General features: G+C 69.9%; 17 protein-coding genes, 1 tRNA gene and 1 other RNA gene. 7 read left to right on the top strand and 12 right to left on the bottom strand.

The features are described from left to right. The first annotated feature begins 96 nt into the window (after positions 1 to 96). Positions 97 to 807 (top strand): DUF4191 domain-containing protein, encoded by a 711-nt coding sequence (locus tag F9B98_RS09900; protein WP_150956687.1) that lies wholly within the window; start codon positions 97 to 99, stop codon positions 805 to 807. Between the two features lie 47 nt (positions 808 to 854). Here F9B98_RS09900 and F9B98_RS09905 read toward each other — a convergent pair whose 3' ends face one another. Then, positions 855 to 1,283 carry an RDD family protein gene (locus F9B98_RS09905; RefSeq protein WP_225310300.1) on the bottom strand — a complete coding sequence of 143 codons (429 nt, stop codon included), beginning with the start codon at positions 1,281 to 1,283 and terminating at the stop codon, positions 855 to 857. Positions 1,284 to 1,416: 133 nt separating this feature from the next. On the opposite strand from F9B98_RS09905, the gene glnA (F9B98_RS09910) reads away from it, so the two are divergent. After that, a complete protein-coding gene (gene glnA, locus F9B98_RS09910) occupies positions 1,417 to 2,841 on the top strand; it encodes a type I glutamate--ammonia ligase (RefSeq protein ID WP_150956692.1) in 1,425 nt (474 codons plus the stop codon). Between the two features lie 123 nt (positions 2,842 to 2,964). On the opposite strand, the gene F9B98_RS09915 is transcribed toward glnA (F9B98_RS09910), so the two are convergent. Together F9B98_RS09915 and F9B98_RS09920 are read right to left on the bottom strand one after the other, a co-directional pair. Then, complete coding sequence (locus F9B98_RS09915) at positions 2,965 to 3,276, bottom strand: DUF2277 domain-containing protein (RefSeq protein WP_150956696.1); 312 nt, start codon at positions 3,274 to 3,276, stop codon at positions 2,965 to 2,967. Positions 3,277 to 3,321: 45 nt separating this feature from the next. Further along, positions 3,322 to 4,164, bottom strand: coding sequence for a GNAT family N-acetyltransferase (locus F9B98_RS09920; protein WP_150956699.1), 843 nt, complete (start codon positions 4,162 to 4,164; stop codon positions 3,322 to 3,324). Between the two features lie 88 nt (positions 4,165 to 4,252). On the opposite strand from F9B98_RS09920, the gene F9B98_RS09925 reads away from it, so the two are divergent. After that, the gene (locus F9B98_RS09925) at positions 4,253 to 5,947 is read left to right on the top strand and encodes a long-chain-fatty-acid--CoA ligase (RefSeq protein ID WP_150956702.1); all 1,695 of its coding nucleotides are present in this window, start codon (positions 4,253 to 4,255) and stop codon (positions 5,945 to 5,947) included. Positions 5,948 to 5,998: 51 nt separating this feature from the next. Here the strand turns inward: F9B98_RS09925 and F9B98_RS09930 are convergent, their stop codons facing one another. The 3 genes from F9B98_RS09930 to F9B98_RS09940 are packed head-to-tail and all read right to left on the bottom strand — an operon-like array spanning position 5,999 to position 10,569. Further along, a complete protein-coding gene (locus F9B98_RS09930; RefSeq protein WP_150956705.1) occupies positions 5,999 to 8,989 on the bottom strand; it encodes a bifunctional [glutamine synthetase] adenylyltransferase/[glutamine synthetase]-adenylyl-L-tyrosine phosphorylase in 2,991 nt (996 codons plus the stop codon). 10 nt (positions 8,990 to 8,999) lie between these two features. After that, entirely contained in the window at positions 9,000 to 10,340 is a 1,341-nt protein-coding gene (gene glnA, locus F9B98_RS09935) for a type I glutamate--ammonia ligase (protein WP_150957782.1), read from the bottom strand. A 25-nt stretch (positions 10,341 to 10,365) separates the two neighbouring features. After that, positions 10,366 to 10,569 (bottom strand): SPOR domain-containing protein, encoded by a 204-nt coding sequence (locus F9B98_RS09940; protein ID WP_191966758.1) that lies wholly within the window; start codon positions 10,567 to 10,569, stop codon positions 10,366 to 10,368. A 96-nt stretch (positions 10,570 to 10,665) separates the two neighbouring features. On the opposite strand from F9B98_RS09940, the gene ppgK reads away from it, so the two are divergent. Beyond that, a complete protein-coding gene (gene ppgK / locus F9B98_RS09945) occupies positions 10,666 to 11,451 on the top strand; it encodes a polyphosphate--glucose phosphotransferase (protein ID WP_150956711.1) in 786 nt (261 codons plus the stop codon). Positions 11,452 to 11,454: 3 nt separating this feature from the next. Here the strand turns inward: ppgK and F9B98_RS09950 are convergent, their stop codons facing one another. The 5 genes from F9B98_RS09950 to F9B98_RS09970 all read right to left on the bottom strand — a co-directional run bounded on the left by F9B98_RS09950 (position 11,455) and on the right by F9B98_RS09970 (position 15,168). After that, positions 11,455 to 11,748: a hypothetical protein gene (locus F9B98_RS09950; protein ID WP_150956714.1), complete on the bottom strand. Its 294-nt coding sequence runs from the start codon at positions 11,746 to 11,748 to the stop codon at positions 11,455 to 11,457. Positions 11,749 to 11,901: 153 nt separating this feature from the next. Beyond that, positions 11,902 to 12,219 carry a hypothetical protein gene (locus F9B98_RS09955; protein WP_150956717.1) on the bottom strand — a complete coding sequence of 106 codons (318 nt, stop codon included), beginning with the start codon at positions 12,217 to 12,219 and terminating at the stop codon, positions 11,902 to 11,904. Positions 12,220 to 12,324: 105 nt separating this feature from the next. Further along, positions 12,325 to 12,692, bottom strand: an RNA gene (gene rnpB, locus F9B98_RS09960) — RNase P RNA component class A. Between the two features lie 28 nt (positions 12,693 to 12,720). Continuing rightward, a complete protein-coding gene (locus tag F9B98_RS09965) occupies positions 12,721 to 14,427 on the bottom strand; it encodes a bifunctional 3'-5' exonuclease/DNA polymerase (protein ID WP_150956720.1) in 1,707 nt (568 codons plus the stop codon). 12 nt (positions 14,428 to 14,439) lie between these two features. Next, on the bottom strand, positions 14,440 to 15,168 hold the full coding sequence (locus tag F9B98_RS09970) for a zinc ribbon domain-containing protein (protein WP_150956723.1): 729 nt from the start codon (positions 15,166 to 15,168) through the stop codon (positions 14,440 to 14,442). A gap of 230 nt (positions 15,169 to 15,398) precedes the next feature. On the opposite strand from F9B98_RS09970, the gene F9B98_RS09975 reads away from it, so the two are divergent. Continuing rightward, a tRNA-Val gene (locus F9B98_RS09975) sits at positions 15,399 to 15,471 on the top strand. A 3-nt stretch (positions 15,472 to 15,474) separates the two neighbouring features. On the opposite strand, the gene F9B98_RS09980 is transcribed toward F9B98_RS09975, so the two are convergent. Beyond that, positions 15,475 to 16,170 (bottom strand): DUF1345 domain-containing protein, encoded by a 696-nt coding sequence (locus tag F9B98_RS09980; RefSeq protein WP_150956726.1) that lies wholly within the window; start codon positions 16,168 to 16,170, stop codon positions 15,475 to 15,477. A gap of 250 nt (positions 16,171 to 16,420) precedes the next feature. On the opposite strand from F9B98_RS09980, the gene aceE reads away from it, so the two are divergent. Beyond that, positions 16,421 to 19,147 carry a pyruvate dehydrogenase (acetyl-transferring), homodimeric type gene (gene aceE, locus F9B98_RS09985; RefSeq protein ID WP_150956729.1) on the top strand — a complete coding sequence of 909 codons (2,727 nt, stop codon included), beginning with the start codon at positions 16,421 to 16,423 and terminating at the stop codon, positions 19,145 to 19,147. Positions 19,148 to 19,223: 76 nt separating this feature from the next. Next, positions 19,224 to 20,441, top strand: a complete 1,218-nt coding sequence (locus F9B98_RS09990; RefSeq protein ID WP_150957784.1) for a PucR family transcriptional regulator — start codon at positions 19,224 to 19,226, stop codon at positions 20,439 to 20,441. The last annotated feature ends 50 nt before the right edge of the window (positions 20,442 to 20,491 follow it).

Raw genomic sequence — 20,491 nt, forward strand, 5'->3', positions numbered from 1 at the left:
CGTCCGCGAAGATGGCCGCACGAGCGCGAATGGGGAGGAGTCGGGAGAACGGCGCACTGGGGAGGAAGGTCCGACGACGAAGATAGAATCGTTCTCATGGCCGCTCGCACCACCACGCCCGAGAAGCGTCCGGGCTTCTTCTCGCAGCTCAAGACCCTCTACACCTTCACCCAGAAGGAGTACCGGTGGCTGCCGTTCCTGCTGGCCGGCATCGTGCTGGTCGGCATCGCCCTCGGCGTGCTCGTCGGGTTCCTCATCCCGCCGCTGGCGGCGTGGAGCGTCATCCTGTGGGGTGTGACGGGCCTGCTGGCCGGCATCCTGGCCTCGATGATCACCATGACGCGGCTGTCCACCACGGCCATGTACAAGAAGATCGACGGCATGCCCGGAGCGACCGGCCACGTGCTCTCGTCGTCGCTGGGCCGCAACTGGCAGGCGTCCGAGGCTCCCATCGGCGTCAACCCCCGCACCCAGGAGGCCGTCTACCGCGCCATCGGCCGCGGCGGCGTCGTCCTCATCGGCGAGGGCAACCGCAGTCGCCTCTCGCGCCTGGTCGGTGAGGAGCGCTCGCGCGTGACGCGCGTCGCGGCCGGCGTGCCCGTCACCGTCCTCTACGTCGGACACGGTGACGACGAGGTACCGATCGCCAAGCTCGCGTCGACCATCAAAGCCCTGCCGAAGAAGGTCGACCGCGCCACCATGGCGGCCGTGATCAAGCGCGTCTCGTCGGTGTCGCAGGGGCTGTCGTCGCTGCCCATCCCGAAGGGTGTCGACCCGACCAAGATGCGCGCCCCGCGTCCTCGCTGATCCCTGTTACGACGACGGCCCCCGCTTCCGCGGGGGCCGTTTCCGTGTCAGCTGCGGACGAGGATCGTCCCGACGGCTTTGTCGTGCAGGCCGCGCTGATCCGCGTCCCACACCACCGCGGGAATGACGAGGGCGAGAAGAACGGTTCTCACGATCGGGCGCCACAGACCTACCCAGCCCCCGGATGCCAGCTCCAGACGCATTCCCATCAGCCGGTGCCCCGGGCTTCCGCCCAGGAGCGGGATGAAGAGGATCTGCACGGCGAAGAAGATGAGATTGGTGGCGATCGGGTTGGCGAACGGCACCCCCGTGACCGGATCGGGCGTGGAGAAGAAGGCGTATCCGATCAGGCCGGCACTGGCGGTGTCGATCAGCAGCGCCGCGATGCGGCGTCCTGGGCGGGCGATGGAGCCGCGACCCTCGCGGGGAAGGCCGAGCCGCTGGCCCGGATACTCGTTCTCGGCGGGGACGCTCACGGCATCCAGCGTAATCGGCGCTCCGTAACATCCCGGAAACATGCGAGATATGACCGGGACACCGGTTCTGGGTAGGGTCGAGGAGGCTGGCCGAGGCCGGCATGATCCCGAATGTTCTACCTCTGGAGTCTTCATGTTCAAAGATTCGTCCGAGGTGCTGAAGTTCATCCAGGACGAGGACGTCAAGTTCCTCGACATCCGTTTCACGGATCTTCCTGGTGTGCAGCAGCACTTCAACATCCCCGCTTCGACCGTCGACGAGGAGTTCTTCACCGTCGGACAGCTGTTCGATGGCTCGTCGATCCGCGGGTTCGCGAACATCCACGAGTCGGACATGCAGCTGATCCCCGACGTGACGACGGCGTACGTCGACCAGTTCCGCGAGGCCAAGACCCTCGTCATGGTCTTCGACATCTACAACCCGCGCAACGGTGAGATCTACGGCAAGGACCCCCGCCAGGTCGCCAAGAAGGCCGAGAAGTACCTCGCCTCGACCGGCATCGCCGACACCGCGTTCTTCGCCCCCGAGGCCGAGTTCTACATCTTCGACGACGTGCGTTACGAAGTGAAGCAGAACTCGAGCTTCTACTCGGTCGACTCCGAGGAAGGCGCGTGGAACACCGGCCGCGAAGAAGAGGGCGGGAACCTCGCCAACAAGACCCCGTACAAGGGTGGCTACTTCCCCGTCTCCCCCGTCGACAAGACGGCGGACCTCCGCGACGACATCACCCTCAAGCTGATCGAGGCGGGCTTCGCCCTCGAGCGCTCGCACCACGAGGTCGGCACCGGTGGTCAGCAGGAGATCAACTACCGCTTCGACACGATGCTGCACGCGGCGGACGACATCCTGAAGTTCAAGTACATCGTCAAGAACACCTGCGAGCAGTGGGGCAAGGTCGCGACCTTCATGCCCAAGCCGCTCTTCGGTGACAACGGCTCGGGTATGCACACCCACCAGTCGCTGTGGAACGACGGCAAGCCGCTCTTCTACGACGAGACCGGCTACGGCGGACTCTCCGACATCGCCCGCTGGTACATCGGCGGTCTGCTGGCCCACGCGCCCGCCGTCCTCGCCTTCACCAACCCGACCCTCAACAGCTACCACCGTCTGGTGAAGGGCTTTGAGGCGCCGGTCAACCTGGTGTACTCGGCCGGTAACCGCTCCGCGGCCATCCGTATCCCGATCACGGGCACCAACCCCAAGGCCAAGCGCATCGAGTTCCGCGCCCCCGACGCCTCGGGCAACCCGTACCTCGCGTTCGCGGCCCAGCTGATGGCCGGCATCGACGGCATCAAGAACCGCATCGAGCCGCACGAGCCCGTCGACAAGGACCTCTACGAGCTCCCCGCCGAAGAGGCCAAGAACATCCCGCAGGTTCCGAACTCGCTGCTCGACTCGCTCGAGGCCCTGCGCGCCGACCACGAGTTCCTGCTCGCCGGTGGCGTCTTCACGCAGGAGCTCATCGACACCTGGATCGAGTACAAGATCGAGAACGAGATCCAGCCGATCGGCCAGCGCCCGCACCCCTTCGAGTACGAGCTGTACTTCGGGGTCTGATCGCCCGATCATCCACGTCGACGCCCGTCCCCGCCGTTTCGCGGGGGCGGGCGTCGACGTTCGTGGCGGCAGAGGCGGGGCGGATGCCGGAGGGCCTGGCATCCGGGACCGTCCGACGCCTCCCTAGACGGCGCGTGATGCGCGCTTCTGCTCTTGGAACACACGGATCGCCTCGTAGCGTTCGGCCGATCGCGCCTGCCGTTTCGCCGCCTCGACCTCGCGTACCTTCGGCGGCGCGTTCGTGACGAGGTCGTCGAGCAGATCGCGGACGGATGCCGAGATCTCGGCCACGGCGCGATCGAAGACGTCTCGGTTGGCCCGGGACGGCGTCGTCGTGCCCACGATCTTGCGCACGAACTGCAGCGCGGCGTCGTGGCACTCGGCATCCGTCGCCGGGGGCGTGAAGTTGTGCAGGGGAACGATGTTGCGGCACATGCCCGACAGGCTAGGCCGATGAACTGCTGATCGCGAGGGGGCGGATCAGGACGCGGGGATCTCGACGAGACGGAACCAGCGTCCACTGGGTCGCAGGCGCGAGAGGGCCGGGAGGAAGTGCGGGTCGCTCACGTGTCCGTCGAAGTCGACCACGCTCAGGCCGCGGTGGGCGAGGATGGCCATCGCGCGGCGGATGCATCCTTCGACCAGGTGCTCCCCCTCGGGTTCGTCGCGCGCGACCGTCTCGGCGACGATCAGCGCCGGGTCGGTGTCTCGATACGTCATGGCCAGGGCCTGAATGCGACCGGAGGCGTCGACGGCCACGGCGGAGGCGTCGACGTCGAGTTCATCCCACAGCCCCTCGAGGAGCGCGGTCTCGAAGGCGTCTCGCACGGGACTCCAGTGCTCGTGCGTCCAGCGATAGAGCTCCGCGAACGCCGCTTCGACGCGGGACCGATCGGCGCCCGCCAGCGGCTGCACCGCGGCATGCGAGCGCAGCGCCGTGCGCGCGCCGAGGTCCGCGCGTGCGGGCGGGACGGTCTGTATGGTGCGGGCGCCGAGGGCCTCGGCGAAGCGCAGGGACTCGTCGTCGACGTACCCGCGCGCCATGAACGGCAGATCGCGCGACCTGAGGGTGGCCAGGTGTCGAGCCAGGGCCGTGCCGATTCCTTGCCGGCGCCGCTCGGGATGCACGACCACCTCGAGCCAGAACCGGTCGTCGTGCACGCGGGAGAGCCAGATCGCCCCCGCGGCGACGATCTGCTCACCGTCGACGGCCACCGCCGACCGCGTTTCGTCGTTGCGCCAGCCGTCCGCCGCGAGGGAGCGATCCTCCCACCACGGCGGCGAGGTGGCGAGGTCGTCGTCGGTCAGGGGTCGGAAGCGCACTCCCCCATCGAAACACGTCCTCGGCTTCCCGGCATCCGCTCAGGTCAACCTCCGCCGCGATGTCGGAGGGGCGGGGAAGGATGGAGGTATGCCGGAGTCTCCCTACGCCTCGCGTCCGTGGTCGTCCTCCTACGCCGAGGGCGTGCCCCTCGACATCGAGGAGCCCTCGCAGACTCTGCCCGAGATGTTGGCGGCGTCGGTCGCCCGGTACGGCAAGAAGACGGCGCTCGAGTTCTTCGGAGCGCCCACGACCTATCGCGAGCTGGGTGAGCAGGTGTCCCGAGCGGCCGAGGGGCTTCGGCGCCTGGGCGTACGAGCCGGGGACCGTGTCGCCCTCGTGCTGCCCAACTCCCCGCAGCACGTCGTCGCCTTCTACGCCGCGCTCCGCCTCGGCGCGATCGTCATCGAGCACAATCCGATCTACACGCCGCGCGAACTGCGCCACCAGTTCGAGGACCACGGCGCCCGGTTCGCGATCGTGTGGGACAAGCTGGCCGACACAGTCGCCGACTTCCCGTCCGACCTCGCGCTCGAGCACATCGTCAGCGTCGACATCACGGCCGCGCTCCCGCTCGCCAAGCGGATCGCGCTGCGCCTGCCCCTCGCGAAGGCGAAGGCCGCGCGCGCGCAGCTGACGAGCACTCCGCGGTCGAAGCGTCCTCTCGCGTGGGAGAAGTTGCTCACGCACGGCGCGCTCTCGCGCAAGCACGAGGGGCCGCTGCTCGACGACATCGCCCTCCTGCAGTACACCAGCGGCACCACGGGCACGCCCAAGGGCGCGATCCTCACGCACGCCAACCTCCGCGCGAACGCGATGCAGGGGCGCGCGTGGGTTCCCGGGCTCCGCGACGGCGAAGAGACCTTCTACGGCGTGCTGCCCCTGTTCCACGCCTACGGGCTTACGCTGTGCCTCACGTTCGCGATGAGCATCGGCGCGAAGCTCGTGCTGTTCCCGAAGTACGACCTCGAACTGGTGTCGGCGGCGGCGAAGAAGAGCCCGCCGACGTTCCTGCCGGCGGTACCGCCGATCTACGACCAGCTCGCCCGCGCCGCAGCCCGGGGCACCGTCGACCTCGGCACCGTGCGCTTCGCCATCTCGGGGGCGATGAGCCTGCCCGTCGCCACCGTCGATCGCTGGGAGGCCGCCACCGGCGGGCTGCTGGTCGAGGGGTACGGCATGACGGAGTCCTCGCCCGTGGCGCTCGGCAACCCCATCGGCCCCTCGCGTCGTCCGGGCACGGTGGGCGTGCCGTTCCCGAGCACCGACATCCGCGTCGTCGACCCCGACGACCCCGCCGTCGACCGGCCGCTGGGCGAACCCGGTGAGCTGCTGCTGCGCGGCCCGCAGGTGTTCCAGGGGTACTGGAACCGCCCGTCCGACACCGCGGCGACGCTGCTCGAGGGCGGCTGGTTGCGCACCGGCGACATCGCCTCGGTCTCCCCCGACGGGTTCGTCACCATCGTCGACCGGCTGAAAGAGATCATCATCACCGGTGGCTTCAATGTCTCGCCCAGCGAGGTCGAGGACGTGCTGACCTCGCATCCCGACATCGCGGGTGCGGCTGTCGTCGCTCTGCCGAAGTCGAGCGGCGGCGAAGACGTCGCCGCGGCGATCGTGCTGCGCGACGGCGTCCACGTCGAGCCCGACGCGATCCGCGACTTCTGCAAGGCTCGCCTCGCCGCCTACAAGGTGCCGCGCCGGGTCGTCGTGGTCGACGACCTCCCCCGTTCGCTGATCGGCAAGGTGCAGCGACGAGAGGTGCGCGAACGCCTGATGTCGTGACGCCGGCGAGAAGGGATGCCGCGGGGTCCCGGCATCCCTTCTCTCGAGAACTCAGCCGTAGAACAGCTTGTCGAAGACGCGGCGTGCGCGACGGGTGGCGCCGAGGTAGTCCTCTTCGACCTGCGTCGCCGAGCGCGGCGCGTACTCCAGGATGCGGCCGATGCCGTCGAGCTTCGCCCGGTCCACGGGGAGGACATCGCTCGTCTGGCCCGACAGCAACGTGTTCGCCGACCGCAGGCGACTCGCCAGGTGCCACGCCGCGGCGAGCTTCTGCGCCGCGTCGGCGTCGATGTAGCCCGCGTCCACGGCGCCTTCCAACGCCCCGAGGGTCGAGGTCGTGCGCATCGCGGGTGTCGCCCGGGCGTGCTGGAGCTGCAACAGCTGCACGAGCCACTCGACGTCGCTGATCGAGCCGGGGCCGAGTTTGAGGTGACGTGCCGGGTCGGCGCCCTGCGGCAGACGTTCGTTCTCGACCCTTGCCTTGATGCGGCGGATCTCGCGCAGGCCGTTCTGGTCGGCCGCGACCGGGTAGCGCACCTCATCGGCGAGCTCGAGGAACGCCGCGATGAGCTTCACGCTGCCGGCGACGCCGCGCGCCCGCAGCAGGGCCTGAGCCTCCCACGACAGAGACCAGCGGCGGTAGTACTCGGCATACGCGTCGAGGGAGCGCGCGAGCGGACCACTGCGTCCCTCGGGCCGGAGCTCGGCGTCGAGGTCGAGCGGCAGACGGTGGTCCTCCGAGTGCTCGCGCAGGCCCGCCACGAGTTTCAGCGCGAGTTGACTCGCGCGCTGCGGGTCGACGCCGTTCGCGCGATAGACGTACATCACGTCGGCATCCGACCCGAAACCGATCTCGCGCCCGCCGAAACGTCCCATCGCGATGACCGCGAAGTCGAGATCGTCGTCCTCGGGCGGAACGACCACGCGGCGGACGGCCCGCAGGGTGGCCTGGATCGTCACCTCGGTGATCGTCGTGAGGGCGTCGGAGAGCTCTTCCAGCGACACCGTGCCGAGCACCGCCGCCATCGCCACGCGCAACATCTCACGCCGACGCAGCGCCCGCACCGAGCGCATCGCGTCGTCGATGTTCTGCCACCGCGTCTGGATGGCGCGCGCCTCCTCTTCGAGCGCCTTGCCCGATCGAGGGCGCAGCAGCGCGTCGTCGTCGAGCCAGGCGACCGACTCGGGAATCCACTCCATGAGCTCGCCGATGTAGCGCGAACCCGAGAGCACGCGCGTGAGGCTCTCGGCGGCTCCGGCCGAGTCGCGCAGCATGCGCAGGAACCACGGTGTGTTGCCGAGCCGCTCGCTGATGCGGCGGAACACGAGCAGGCCGTAGTCGGGATCGACGCCGTCGGCGAACCACCGGATCATGATGGGCATGAGGTGCCGCTGAATGGTCGCCTTGCGGCTCAAGCCGCTGGTCAACGCGGCGATGTGGCGCAGGGCTCCGGCGGGGTCGCGGAAGCCGATCGCGGCCAGGCGGTCACGCGCCTGCTCGGTCGAGAGCGTGCGCTCCCCCTCGGGGAGGGCGGCGACGGCCGACAGCAGGGGACGGTAGAACAGGCGCACGTGGATGTCGCGCACCTCGCGCTTGATGCCCTCCCACACGGCTTGGACTCCGGATGCCGAGTCGGCCAGGCGCGACGCGCGTGCGAGCACCCGCAGATCGTCGTCCTTCTCGGGCACGAGGGCCGTGCGACGGAGCCCGCGGAGCTGGAGACGGTGCTCGAGCAGCCGCAGCAGGCGATAGTCGCGGCCGAAGGCCTCGGCCTCGGACCGGCCGATGTAGCCCTCGGCGACAAGCGCGTCGAGCGCGTCGAGCGTGCCGCGCTGGCGGATGCGCTCGTCGGTCAGACCGTGGACGAGCTGCAGCAGCTGGACGGTGAACTCGACGTCGCGGATGCCGCCCGGCCCGAGCTTGAGCTGGCGGTTGACCTCGGCCGCGGGAATGTGGTCGGTCACGCGCTCGCGCATGCGCTGCACGCCCTCGACGAAGTTCTCGCGCTCGGCGCTGTGCCAGACCAGCGGCTGCACGGCCGCGACGTAGTCGGCGCCGAGGGTCGCATCCCCCGCGATCGCCCGCGCCTTCAGCAGGGCCTGGAACTCCCAGCTCTTCGCCCACCGCGCGTAGTACTGCTCGTGCGAGGCGAGGCTGCGCACGAGAGCGCCCTGCTTGCCCTCGGGGCGCAGGTTCGGGTCGACCTCCCACAGGGGCGGCTCGATCTCGGGACCCGAGATGCCGCGCATAGTCTGCACCGCCAGGCGCGTGCCGATGTCGATCGCCCGCGCCTCGGAGACCACCTCTTCGTCGGCCGAGCCGCCGACGAAGATCACGTCGACGTCGCTGACGTAGTTCAGCTCGCGCGCGCCGGTCTTGCCCATCGCGATGATCGCGAAGCGTGTCGCCTCGACCTGCTCGCGGGGGAACGACCCCGGCCCGGGGCTCGACACCCGAGCCCGCGCGACGCTGAGCGCGGCCTCGAGAGCCGCACCCGCGAGATCGGCGAGCGAGGCGGAGACCACCGGGATGGCCTCGGCCGGCTCGTCCTGCCCCAGGTCGTAGGCGGCGATGCGGGCCAGCAGGCGCCGGTAGCGCACTCGCAGCGCGACCCACGCGGCATCCGAGGCATCGGCCGCGAAGCCCTCGACATCGCCGACGGATGCCAGGAGCTCGGCGCGCATGGTGGGCTCGTCGGGCAGCGTGAGCCCGGCGCCCGACAGGTGCACGAGTTCGTCGGGGTGGCGCAGGTAGAACTCGGCGAAGCCGTCGGAGGCGCCCACGACGTCCCACAGCGCACGCCAGGCGCCGGCATCGGCGGCCGTCCGGCGGACCGCCTCGCGGTCGCGGCGCGCCACCTGCAGGATCGACAGGAGCGCACGGTCGGGGTCCGCCACGCGCTGCGCGAGCTGCATGGCATCCGCCCGCTCCACCCCCACCGACTCCTCGAGCTCGCCGAGCAGGGTGTCTGCCTCAGCGAGCCGCGAGAAGCCGGTGCGGGCGAGGGCGGTGAGCGCGGTGGAACGATCGCCCGAGGTCATGGGCCGACCGTCAGAGTGCTTCGAGGTTGCTCGCGAGCTCGAACGGCGTCACCTGGGCGCGGTACTGCTGCCACTCGCGGCGCTTGTTGAGCAGCACGTACTTGAAGACCGTCTCGCCCAGCGTCTCGGCGACGAGCTCGGACTCCTCGAGATACTCCAGGGCGTGGTCGAGGCTCGCGGGCAGCGGCGCGTAGCCGAGAGCGCGGCGCTCGGCATCGCTGAGCGACCACACGTTGTCTTCGGCCTCGGCGGGGAGTTCGTACTCCTCTTCGATGCCCTTCAGGCCCGCCGCGAGCATGAGCGCGTACGACAGGTACGGGTTCGCTGCGGAGTCGAGCGCGCGGTACTCCACGCGGGTCGACTGGCCCTTGTTGGGCTTGTACAGCGGCACGCGCACGAGGGCCGAGCGGTTGTTGTGGCCCCAGCAGATGAAGCTCGGGGCCTCGTCGCCGCCCCAGAGGCGCTTGTACGAGTTGACGAACTGGTTGGTCACGGCCGAGATCTCGTTCGCGTGGCGCAGGAGCCCCGCGATGAAGTGGCGACCGACCTTCGACAGCTGGTACTGGGCGCCCTCTTCGTAGAAGGCGTTCATGTCGCCCTCGAAGAGCGACAGGTGCGTGTGCATGCCGCTTCCGGGTTGACCGCTGATCGGCTTCGGCATGAAGGTGGCGTACACACCTTGCTCGATCGCGACCTCTTTGACCACCGTGCGGAAGGTCATGATGTTGTCGGCCGTGGTGAGCGCGTCGGCGTACCGCAGGTCGATCTCGTTCTGGCCGGGACCACCCTCGTGGTGACTGAACTCGACCGAGATGCCGAGGTCTTCGAGCATGCGTACCGAACGGCGGCGGAAGTCGTGCGCCGTTCCGCCGGGGACGTTGTCGAAGTAGCCCGCGGAGTCGACCGGCTGCGGTCGTCCGTCGGTACCGAGCTGCGACGACTTCAGGAGGTAGAACTCGATCTCGGGGTGCGTGTAGAACGTGAACCCGGCGTCGGCGGCCTTGGCCAGCGTGCGCTTGAGCACGTGACGGGGATCGGCCACGGCGGGCTGGCCGTCGGGCGTGGTGATGTCGCAGAACATCCGGGCCGTCGGGTCGATCTCACCGCGCCAGGGAAGCACCTGGAACGTCGTAGGGTCGGGGTGCGCGAGCAGGTCCGACTCGTAGGAGCGCGTGAGCCCCTCGATCGCCGACCCATCGAAGCCGAGCCCCTCGGTGAAGGCGCCCTCGACCTCGGCCGGGGCGATCGCCACCGACTTCAGCGTGCCGACCACGTCGGTGAACCAGAGGCGGACGAACTTGACGCCGCGCTCCTCGATCGTGCGCAGGACGAAATCGCGCTGTTTGTCCATCGTCATCCCTCGTCTCGGTGGGCGTTCAGCGGGCGGAGCCGGAGCCCCAGTCGTCGCGGGCGTCTTCTTCGGCCCATTGCTGCGAACGCTTCTTCAGCAGCTCCGGAGCCTGAGCCGCCTCCTCGGCGGTGGCGAAGGGGCCGGCGCGGTCCACTGCGGGCGACTCGTATCCCTGCTCGACCTTGCCGGTCTCGAGGTTGTACCAGTACTTCTTGTCTTCGTCGCTCACGATCGCTCCTCACGTGGATCTCGCGTCTCGGCGCGAACCGCCGGTGCTCCCCCGATCCTACTGATCCCGACCGCCCGGCTGGATAGGCTGAGGGGTATGGCAACGAATGCGTCTCGTGCGGTCGGAGTGGACATCGGCGGAACCGGTATCAAGGCCGGAATCGTCGATCTGGATGCCGGGGAGCTCGTCAGCGACCGCGTCAAGGTCGCGACCCCTCAGGGCGCCGAGCCGGCCGACGTTCTCGCGGCGGTGCGCCAGGTGCTCGAGACCCTCGAGGCGCCCGCGGATCTGCCGCTCGGGGTGGCCTTCCCGGCGATCGTGAAGGGCGGGCGCACGCTGTCGGCGGCGAACGTGTCGAGCTCATGGATCGGGTTCGAGGCCGAGAAGTTCTTCGAGCACGGCCTGTCCCGCGACATCCACTTCGCCAACGACGCCGACGTGGCCGGCATCGCCGAGGTGCGCTACGGCGCCGCGAAAGACGTGGACGGGCTCGTGATCCTCACCACGCTCGGCACCGGGATCGGCTCGGCGATGATCTACGACGGCGTACTCGTGCCCAACAGCGAGCTCGGTCACCTGCAGCGCGCCGGACACAAGAAGGACGCCGAGCACTTCGCGGCCTACTCCGCGCTCGAGCGCGAAGAACTGTCGTGGGAGAAGTGGGCGAAGCGCCTGCAGTGGTACTACGACTACGTCGAGTTCCTCTTCAGCCCCGACCTCATCGTCGTGGGCGGCGGCGTGTCGAAGCACTCCGAGCACTTTCTGCCGCTGCTGAAGCTGCGCGCCCCCATCGTGCCCGCCAAGCATCGCAACAACGCGGGCATCATCGGCGCGGCCTCTCTCGCCGTGCCGGTGGTCGAGGCGCTCCCCGCGGTGAAGTGACGCTCACGCGGCCTTCTCGATCCGCCGCACGCTGACGGCGTTGCGCCAGACGACCGGGGCCCAGTGCCCTCCCTCGCACGGCACCTCGAGCATGACGACGCGGTCGTTCCCGCCCGTCGCCCACGCGGGCTCGCGCGTCGCGGCGCGGTTGGGCCAGGTCACCCACGCCCACACCGGGCGCTTCTGCTCGTACCACTCGATCGCCCGCGCGCCCCACGTCTCGGGCTGAAGCGTGCACGGAGCGATGGATGCCAGCACCCGCGCGACCATCTCGTCGCTGACTCTCGTCGAACCCATCCACCGGACCCCTTCCCCGGCCGTGGTCGATGTTAGAACATATCTCCGACATTCACAGGGGGTGGACGCGACGCGAGCGACCCCCCTGAGTGCAGGGGGCACGCAGGAGGGTCTGCAGGGTATTCGGCGCGCGCCGCCGATCGGGTTGGATCTCTACGCCCCGAGAAGCAGGTGCACCCGCTCGCGCAGCGCATCGACGGCCTGCTCGCGAGTCCGGCCCTCGCTCGGTGCCTGCAGCAGCTCGGCCGCGACCTCGACGAGGATCGCGGTGCCGAGGAAGAGGTCGGCAGCGCCCACCTTCCGCGCGTCGGCGTCGGGGTGTTTCGACGTCTTCAGCGCCGCGACGGGGGTGCCGTAGCGGGCGCGCACGAGGGCGCGCTCGTCGGCCGTCGCGTCCCAGAAAGGTCGTCCGGTGGCATCGGCCCGATCGATCAGGTTGAGGAGGAAGTCGCGCGCGTCGTTTCGAGTCACGTCGGCTCTTCGGAGCTCGGGAGCGCGCGGATTCCGCGCCGGACTACTGGTTTCTTCAGCGTGACGTGTGCGCGAGCAGGGTGCCGGTGGCGCGGCGGAGGGGTGCGAATGGGCCGGCCTGTACGCCGGGTTCTGTCCGGGGGTCGAAACCCCGTGGACGGTCATCTCTCTCGGCGACACGTTGCCGTGCCGCTCCAGCGGCCTACCCGGGGACTCGGCGAGCCGCGTCGTCATCCCCTGTCTGGCCTTGCTCCGGACGAGGTTTACCTCGCGGGTCGTGTCACCACGACCCCGGTGGTCTCTTACACCACCCTTTCACCCTTGCCCCGCACCCCGAGGGGTCGAGGCGGTCTGCTCTCTGTGGCACTGTCTCGCGGATTGCTCCGGGTGGGCGTTACCCACCGTCCTGCCCTGTGGAGCCCGGACGTTCCTCGGCACGGGCGATCCCGTGACGCGACCGTCCAGCCGACCCATTCGCATCCGCCAGTCTACGCGGGTGGATCACCCCTTTTCGGCGGTCTCGCCGATGCGCAGGTCGAGGGGGAAGTCGATCGGGAACGTTCCGAAGAGCAGGCGCCCCGCTGACGCCGCGGACGCGCGCACGGCGTCCGCCACGGCCTCGGCGTGCTCGATCGGGGTGTGCACGACGATCTCGTCGTGCAGGAAGAACGCGAGGTGCGCGGAGCGCGCGAACACCGGACCCGAGGCGGGCGCCGCGCGGGCGGCGTCCACCTCGTCGAGGCCCGCGAGACGGGATCGGAGGTCAGCGAGCCACGCCAGGGCCCACTCGGCCGCCGTGCCCTGCACGACGAAGTTGCGGGTGAATCGCCCCCGGTCGCGGGCCGAGCGGCGGGCGCGCGTCTCGTCGATCCCGGATGCCGCGGCCTCGCTCGCCCGAGACTGCAGGTCGCGCCATGAGTCGCCCGCCGCGGGAGAGGTGCGCCCCAGCCAGGTGTGGACGACTCCCCCGTCCTCGCCCGTGCGCGCCGCCTCGTCGACCAGCCCCATCGCGCGGGGGAAGGTGCGACGCAGCCGCGGCAGCAGGCGCCCGCTCTCGCCCGTCGTGGCGCCGTACATGGCCCCGAGCATGGCGAGCTTCGCTTCGCCGCGGCTGGCGACGGCGCCGCGTTCGACGATGCCGGCGTAGAGATCGCGACCGGATGCCGCTTCGGCCAACACCGTGTCGCGCGCCATCGCCGCGAGCACTCGGGGCTCGAGCTGCGCGACGTCGGCGGTCACGAGCGTCCAGCCCGGGTCGGCGCGCACGGCGGTGCGCAGGGTGCGCGGGATCTGCAGCGCTCCCCCGCCCGACGACGCCCAGCGGCCCGTGACGACGCCCGCGGGAACGTAGACGGGGCGGAACCGCCCCTCGCTCACCCACTCGTTGAGCCATGCCCAGCCGTTCGCCGTGTACAGCCGCATGAGCTTCTTGTACGCGATCAGCGGGGCGACCACGGGGTGATCGTGCTCGGCCAGCTCCCACCGACTCGTGGACTGCACGAGCAGGCCCGCGCGGTGCAACGACCTCAGCAGTCGCGGCTGCGAGTCGAGCGAGGCGGCGGGGTCGCCGAGGGCTGCGCGCACGGCCGCCGCGGTCCGTTCGATGTTCGCGGGCAGGCCGCCGCCGCGCCGAGGGCCGAGTTCGCTCTCGAGCAGCCGCTCGTGCGCGGCGGCGCTCCACGGCACGCCCACCGCGTGCAGCTCGACGGCGATGAGCGATCCCGCCGACTCGGCGGCGCACAGCAGCCAGAGCGCCCCGGGGTTCGTCGACGACGCGATCGCCGCCACCTGCCTGCGGTACTCGGAGACGGCCGCGTCCGCGCTTTCGGGGACTCCGGATGCCGACTCCCCCAGGTCGAAGAGCGTGTCGCCGTCCGCGGGCGCCGTGGTGGCCGCGTCCCACGAGACGGCGTCCCGCAGGCCGTGGTCGTCGCTCACGGCGGAGGCATCGCGGAGGATGGCGTGGACGAGGCGGAGATCCCACGCCCGTGCGACGCGCACGCCGGCTTTCAGCAGGCCCGGATAGACGACCGAGGAGTCGGCCCACACCCACCGGACGTCGCCCTCCGCCTCGCGCGCCATGACGAGGGCCGCGAAGCGGTCGTCGTCGACCTCGATCGCGCGCGACGGCGAGGCGTCGGCATCCAGATCGATCAGGGCGTATCGGCCGGCGGCCGACCTGCCGACGACGACCGTGTCAGAGGGCACGGTCGTCTCGGGTCATCGGGATTCTTCGGTGCGGACCAGGATCGCGCCGCACTCGGGGCAGAACACGACCTCGTCGGTCTGTGCCCTGCGTACGGTCGCGAGGTCGCTAGGTGGGAGCACCATGCGGCACGCTTCGCACGCGCCGGCGCGCAGGAGCCCCGCCCCGTTGCCGCGCGAGGCGAGACGCTCGTAGAGCCCGAGCAGATCGGCGGGGACGGAGGCGGCCACCGCGTCACGGTCTCGCCGGGAACCTTCGAGGCGGGTGGTGGCGTCGGAGACGGTGGTCTTCGCCTCGGCGCTCAGCTGCGCGCCCTGGGCATTGGTCTCGGCGATCAGGGCTTCCTGCTCGGACACCGCGGCATCCGCCCTCTCGAGTCGCTCCATAAGCGCGATCTCGAGGTCTTCGAGGTCGCTCTTGCGGCGCGTGAGCGAGGCGAGCTCGCTCTCGAAGCCCTGTGCCTGCTTGGGGTTCGACGACGCGGCGAGGCGCTCGGTGTCGCGGGCGATGCGGGCCTCGACGACGGCGACGTCGGACTCGAGGCGCTTCAGCTCGGCGGTGATGTCGTCGCGCGCGTTGGCGCGGGTCGACAGCTCTTGCGTGAGGGTCGCCCGCTGCGCGATGAGCTCGCGCACCCGCTCGGCCTGCGGCGGGTTGGCCGAGACCTTCTCGTCGCGGCGGATACGCGCGTCGAGGTCGGCGAGGTCGAGCAGTTTGCGCTGGTCGGCGGGATCGGCATTCACGGGTTCCACGCTACCCCGGGCCTCCGACATCCGCGGTACGCAGTCGCCGCCTCACGCGTCGGGGCCCGGGCGGGGCGGCGGGACCGCGCGAGATCACGTGACGTCGCCGAGGACACGCGCCGTGACGGGTGCTCTCGGCGAGATCACGTGACGTGGGCTGTGGAGGCCAGAGGCCCGCGCCGCTGCGCGACGGCACCGGGCGATGCGCCCCGCTAGACTCGTGGCATCCAGGGCCTTTAGCTCAGCTGGTAGAGCGCCACGTTTACACCGTGGATGTCGTCGGTTCGATCCCGGCAGGGCCCACCTTCAGCTCAGGATGTTCACGCTGCGCGAGATCACGAGCGCCAGCAGGATGAATCCCGAGATCGCCTGCACCATCATGAAGAGCTTCGCTCGGGTGCTGAGCGGCATCACGTCTGTGGGGCTGAACGCCATGGCGTTGGATGCCGAGAAGTACAGGTAGTCGACGTAGCCGGGCGCCCAGTCCTCGGTGTCGGACGAGCGGCGGGCCACTTCGCTCACCGCGTCGCGGTCGGAGTCCTGGGGGAACTGGAAGTCGGCGGGCGGCAACTGGTCGCGCGCGTCGCGGCGACGGGCGATCGGTCCTCCCCGATCCATCTCCCAGTACACGACGGCGTAGCCGATGACGTTGATGGCCCAGACCTGCGCGGCGCCGAGCAGGGTCCCGGCTCCGCTGCCCTCTCCGCGCAGCAACTGCTGGATGAGCAGGAAGAAGGCGACCTGGTTCGCCAGCAGCAGCACCGCGGTGAAGGCCAGGGCGAAGCCGCGCCCGACGGCGGACTCGCGCGACAGGCGCGAGGGGTTGGTGACGATCATGGGGATGGCGCACAGCACCCCCGCCACGACGACGACATAGCGCAGGACGCCGGACGCCTCATTCGGCAGCACCGCGTACAGCCCCGTCCCGACGGCCAGGGCGATCAGGACCGGCCAGCGATGCTCCGGTCGGGTGCGGAAGCCCTCGCGCTCGTGCGTGCTCACGCGCTCAGGCTAGACCCGCCCTCGCGCGCGGCCTCTCGACGGCGGCCGTCTCTGATGATCTTGAAAGAGCCGGGCTCGTCTCGACATCGAGGGGTCTGCCCGGCGCTACCCCGATCCGCCGGGCCGCGCGCATCCGATGTCGCCGCGACTCGCTAGGCTGGACGCTGGTTGATTGTGCGGAGCGAACAAGGGTTGCCGCACTCGTATGGCGATTCTCTGGCATGACCTGCCAGACGACGAAAGGTCTTCCGTGACTGTTCACGACCAGGATCCGTATTCGCAGGGGCCGCAGGACAGCGACCCGGAAGAGACCGGGGAGTGGCAGGAATCCCTGCGCCAGCTGGTCCAGGCGAAGGGTCCGGCTCGCGCTCGCGAGATCATGCTGAGCCTGCTCAAGGGCTCGAAGGAACTGCACCTGAACGTGCCGATGGTTCCGACCACCGACTACATCAACACGATCTCGCAGAAGAACGAGCCCGAGTTCCCCGGTGACGAGGAGCTCGAGCGCCGTTACCGCAAGTGGATCCGCTGGAACGCCGCGGTCACCGTGCACCGCGCTCAGCGTCCCGGCATCGGCGTCGGCGGCCACATCTCGACCTACGCGTCGTCGGCCGCCCTCTACGAGGTGGGCTTCAACCACTTCTTCCGCGGCCTCGACGACCCCTCGGGCGGCGACCAGATCTTCATCCAGGGCCACGCCTCCCCCGGCGCCTATGCCCGCGCGTACCTCGAGGGCCGCCTCACCGAGGCCCAGCTCGACGGCTTCCGCCAGGAGAAGTCGCAGGCGCCCCACGGCATCCCGTCGTACCCGCACCCGCGCCTCATGCCGGAGTTCTGGCAGTTCCCGACCGTGTCGATGGGTCTGGGACCGATCAACGCGATCTACCAGGCGATGTCGAACAAGTACCTATCGAACCGCGGCATCAAGGACGTCGGCGACTCGCACGTCTGGGCCTACCTCGGCGACGGCGAGATGGACGAGGTCGAGAGCCGCGGTCAGCTGCAGGTCGCGGCCAACGAGGGTCTCGACAACCTGACCTTCATCGTCAACTGCAACCTCCAGCGTCTCGACGGACCCGTCCGCGGTAACGGCAAGATCATCCAGGAGCTCGAGAGCTTCTTCCGCGGTGCCGGCTGGAACGTCATCAAGGTCGTCTGGGGCCGCGAGTGGGACGACCTGCTCGCCCGCGACACCGAGGGCGCGCTGCTCAACCTCATGAACAGCACCCCCGACGGCGATTACCAGACCTACAAGGCCGAGAACGGCGCCTACGTCCGCGAGAACTTCTTCGGTCGCGACCCCCGCGCCCTCGAGCTCGTCAAGGACTACACCGACGAGCAGGTCTGGGGCCTCAAGCGCGGTGGCCACGACTACCGCAAGGTGTTCGCGGCGTTCAAGGCGGCCAAGGAGCACAAGGGTCAGCCGACCGTCATCCTGGCGAAGACGATCAAGGGCTACGGCCTCGGTCCGCACTTCGAGGGCCGCAACGCGACCCACCAGATGAAGAAGCTGACGCTCGACGACCTCAAGGCGTTCCGCGACGCGATGGACATCCCCGTCACCGACGCGCAGCTCGACGAGAACCCGTACCAGCCGCCGTACTACAACCCCGGCGAGCAGGACGAGACGATCAAGTACATGCTCGAGCGTCGCCGCTCGCTCGGCGGGTTCCTGCCCGAGCGTCGCACCACCCACGTCGGTCTCGAATTGCCGGGGGATGCCGCGTACGCGCTGCCCAAGAAGGGTTCGGGCACGCAAGAGATCGCCACGACCATGGCATTCGTGCGTCTGCTGAAGGACCTGCTGCGGGTCAAGGACTTCGGTCACCGCATCGTGCCGATCATCCCCGACGAGGCGCGCACGTTCGGTATGGACGCGTACTTCCCGACGGCGAAGATCTACAACCCCAAGGGACAGCACTACACCTCGGTCGACCGCGAGCTGCTGCTGGCCTACAAGGAGAGCCCGCAGGGCCAGATCGTGCACGTCGGCATCAACGAGGCGGGCGCCCTCGCGGCGTTCACCGCGGCGGGCACGGCGTACTCGACCCATGGCGAGCCGCTCATCCCCGTCTACGTCTTCTACTCGATGTTCGGCTTCCAGCGCACGGGCGACGCCCAGTGGGCGGCCGGCGACCAGATGGCCCGCGGGTTCATCATCGGCGCCACCGCCGGTCGCACCACGCTGACCGGTGAGGGACTGCAGCACGCCGACGGCCACTCGCAGCTGCTCGCATCGACCAACCCGGCGACCGTGTCGTACGACCCGGCCTACGGGTACGAGATCTCGCACATCGTCCGCTCGGGCCTCGAGCGCATGTACGGCGGCAACCACCCCGACCCGAATGTCATGTACTACATGACGGTCTACAACGAGCCGTACGTGCAGCCGGCGGAGCCCGAGGGTGTCGACGTCGACGGCATCGTCCGCGGCATCCACCACGTCTCCTCGGGTGAAGGCGACGGACCCCGCGCCCAGCTGCTCGCCTCGGGCGTCGGTGTGCCGTGGGCGTTCGAGGCCCAGCGTCTGCTCAAGGACGACTGGGGCGTGGTCGCCGATGTGTGGTCGGTCACCTCGTGGAGCGAGCTGCGCCGCGACGGCCTCGCCGCCGACGAGCACAACTTCCTGCACCCCGAGGAAGAGCGTCGCGTGCCCTACGTCACCGACAAGCTGAAGGAAGCCCAGGGCCCGGTCATCGCGGTCAGCGACTGGATGCACGCCGTTCAGGACCAGATCCGCCAGTGGGTCCCGCAGAACTACTGGACGCTCGGCGCCGACGGCTTCGGCTTCTCGGACACGCGCGCCGCCGCCCGTCGCTTCTTCAAGATCGACGGTCCGTCCATGGTGGTCCGCACTCTCCAGGCCCTGGCAGAAGAGGGCGCCCTCGACCGCGCGGTCGTCGGTCAGGCGATCGAGAAGTACCGCCTGCACGACGTCAACGCCGGCACCACCGGCAACGCGGGTGGCGAGGCCTGATCGCGTGACGAGCACCGCCGACGGGTCCGGTTCCGCCTCCACGGGCGGGGCCGGACCCGACCGGTCTGCGGTCTCGATCGCCGCCGCTCAGGAGAAGGCCGACACCCTCACCTGGCTCCGGCGCATCTCGGGCGATCTGGCCACGGCGACCATCCAGCGCCTCGAGGAGACGTTGCCGTGGTACGCCGAGATGCCCCCCGCGCGGCGCTCGGCCGTCGGGCTCGTCGCCCAGGCGGGCATCACCTCGTTCCTGCAGTGGTTCGAGGAGCCGGCATCCACCCCCGCCATCGCGGCGGACATCTTCGCCGCCGCCCCTCGTGAGCTGCTGCGCAGCGTCAGCCTCACCCAGACGCTGCAGCTCGTGCGCGTCACCGTCGAGGTGATGGAGGAGCGCGTCGCCGGCCGCAGCGAGAAGGTGCGCGAGGCGATGCTGTCGTACTCGCGCGAGGTCGCCTTCGCCGCAGCCGACGTCTATGCCCGAGCGGCCGAGGCCCGCGGTCTGTGGGACGCGCGGCTCGAGGCCCTCGTGGTCGACTCGATCCTCACGGGCGAGGCCGACGACGAGCTTCCCAGCCGTATCGCCGCCCTCGGGTGGCACGGCCACGGCGAGGTCGCCGTGCTCGTGGGGACCACTCCCCCGCAGCTCGACGTCGACCAGCTGCGCCGCACCGCGCGCAAGCTCGGTGTCGACGTGCTCATCGGCGTCCAAGGCTCGCGCCTCGTTCTGGTCGTGGGGCGCGCCGACCTGCCCGCGCGGGGCGGAGAAGACAACGCCGAGTTGCCTTTCCCCGAGATCGCCAAGCGCCTCGAGCCGGGCTTCGGCACCGGCCACCTCGTGTTGGGCCCCGCCGTGCCCGCGCTCGTCGACGCCGGTCAGAGCGCCCGCGCGGCCCTCGCCGGGTTCGCGGTCGCTCGCGCCTGGCGTCACGCGCCGCGTCCGGTCGAGGCCGACGACCTGCTGCCCGAGCGCGCCCTCGCCGGCGACGCCGTGGCGAAGCAGACGCTGGTCGACCGCGTCTACCAACCGCTGCAGGCGCACAGCGCCGACCTCGTGGCGACCCTGTGGAGCTACCTCGACAACGGCCGCTCCCTCGAGGCGACGGCCCGCGAACTGTACGTGCACCCCAACACCGTCCGCTACCGCCTCAAGCGCGTGTCGGAGGTCATCGGATGGGATGCCACGGGCCCGCGCGAAGCCCTCATCCTGCAGACCGCGCTGATCCTGGGTTCGATCGGAACGGATGCCACGCGCCGCCGCGGTCCGGCGGGTCGCCGGGCCCCGCTGACCCGTTGATGCACGGCGCGCACAAAGACACGCCGCATTTCTGTGTCGATATCTCCAGA

This window comes from Microbacterium testaceum StLB037, assembly GCF_008763945.1.
GTDB lineage: Bacteria > Actinomycetota > Actinomycetes > Actinomycetales > Microbacteriaceae > Microbacterium > Microbacterium testaceum_G.

Bases quoted from the DNA above. Each gene is read 5' to 3' on its own strand.
- F9B98_RS09900 (WP_150956687.1), top strand. From the start codon at position 97: ATGGCCGCTCGCACCACCACGCCCGAGAAGCGTCCGGGCTTCTTCTCG.
- glnA (WP_150956692.1), top strand. From the start codon at position 1,417: ATGTTCAAAGATTCGTCCGAGGTGCTGAAGTTCATCCAGGACGAGGAC.
- F9B98_RS09915 (WP_150956696.1), bottom strand. From the start codon at position 3,276: ATGTGCCGCAACATCGTTCCCCTGCACAACTTCACGCCCCCGGCGACG.
- F9B98_RS09925 (WP_150956702.1), top strand. From the start codon at position 4,253: ATGCCGGAGTCTCCCTACGCCTCGCGTCCGTGGTCGTCCTCCTACGCC.
- F9B98_RS09930 (WP_150956705.1), bottom strand. From the start codon at position 8,989: ATGACCTCGGGCGATCGTTCCACCGCGCTCACCGCCCTCGCCCGCACC.
- glnA (WP_150957782.1), bottom strand. From the start codon at position 10,340: ATGGACAAACAGCGCGATTTCGTCCTGCGCACGATCGAGGAGCGCGGC.
- ppgK (WP_150956711.1), top strand. From the start codon at position 10,666: ATGGCAACGAATGCGTCTCGTGCGGTCGGAGTGGACATCGGCGGAACC.
- F9B98_RS09950 (WP_150956714.1), bottom strand. From the start codon at position 11,748: ATGGGTTCGACGAGAGTCAGCGACGAGATGGTCGCGCGGGTGCTGGCA.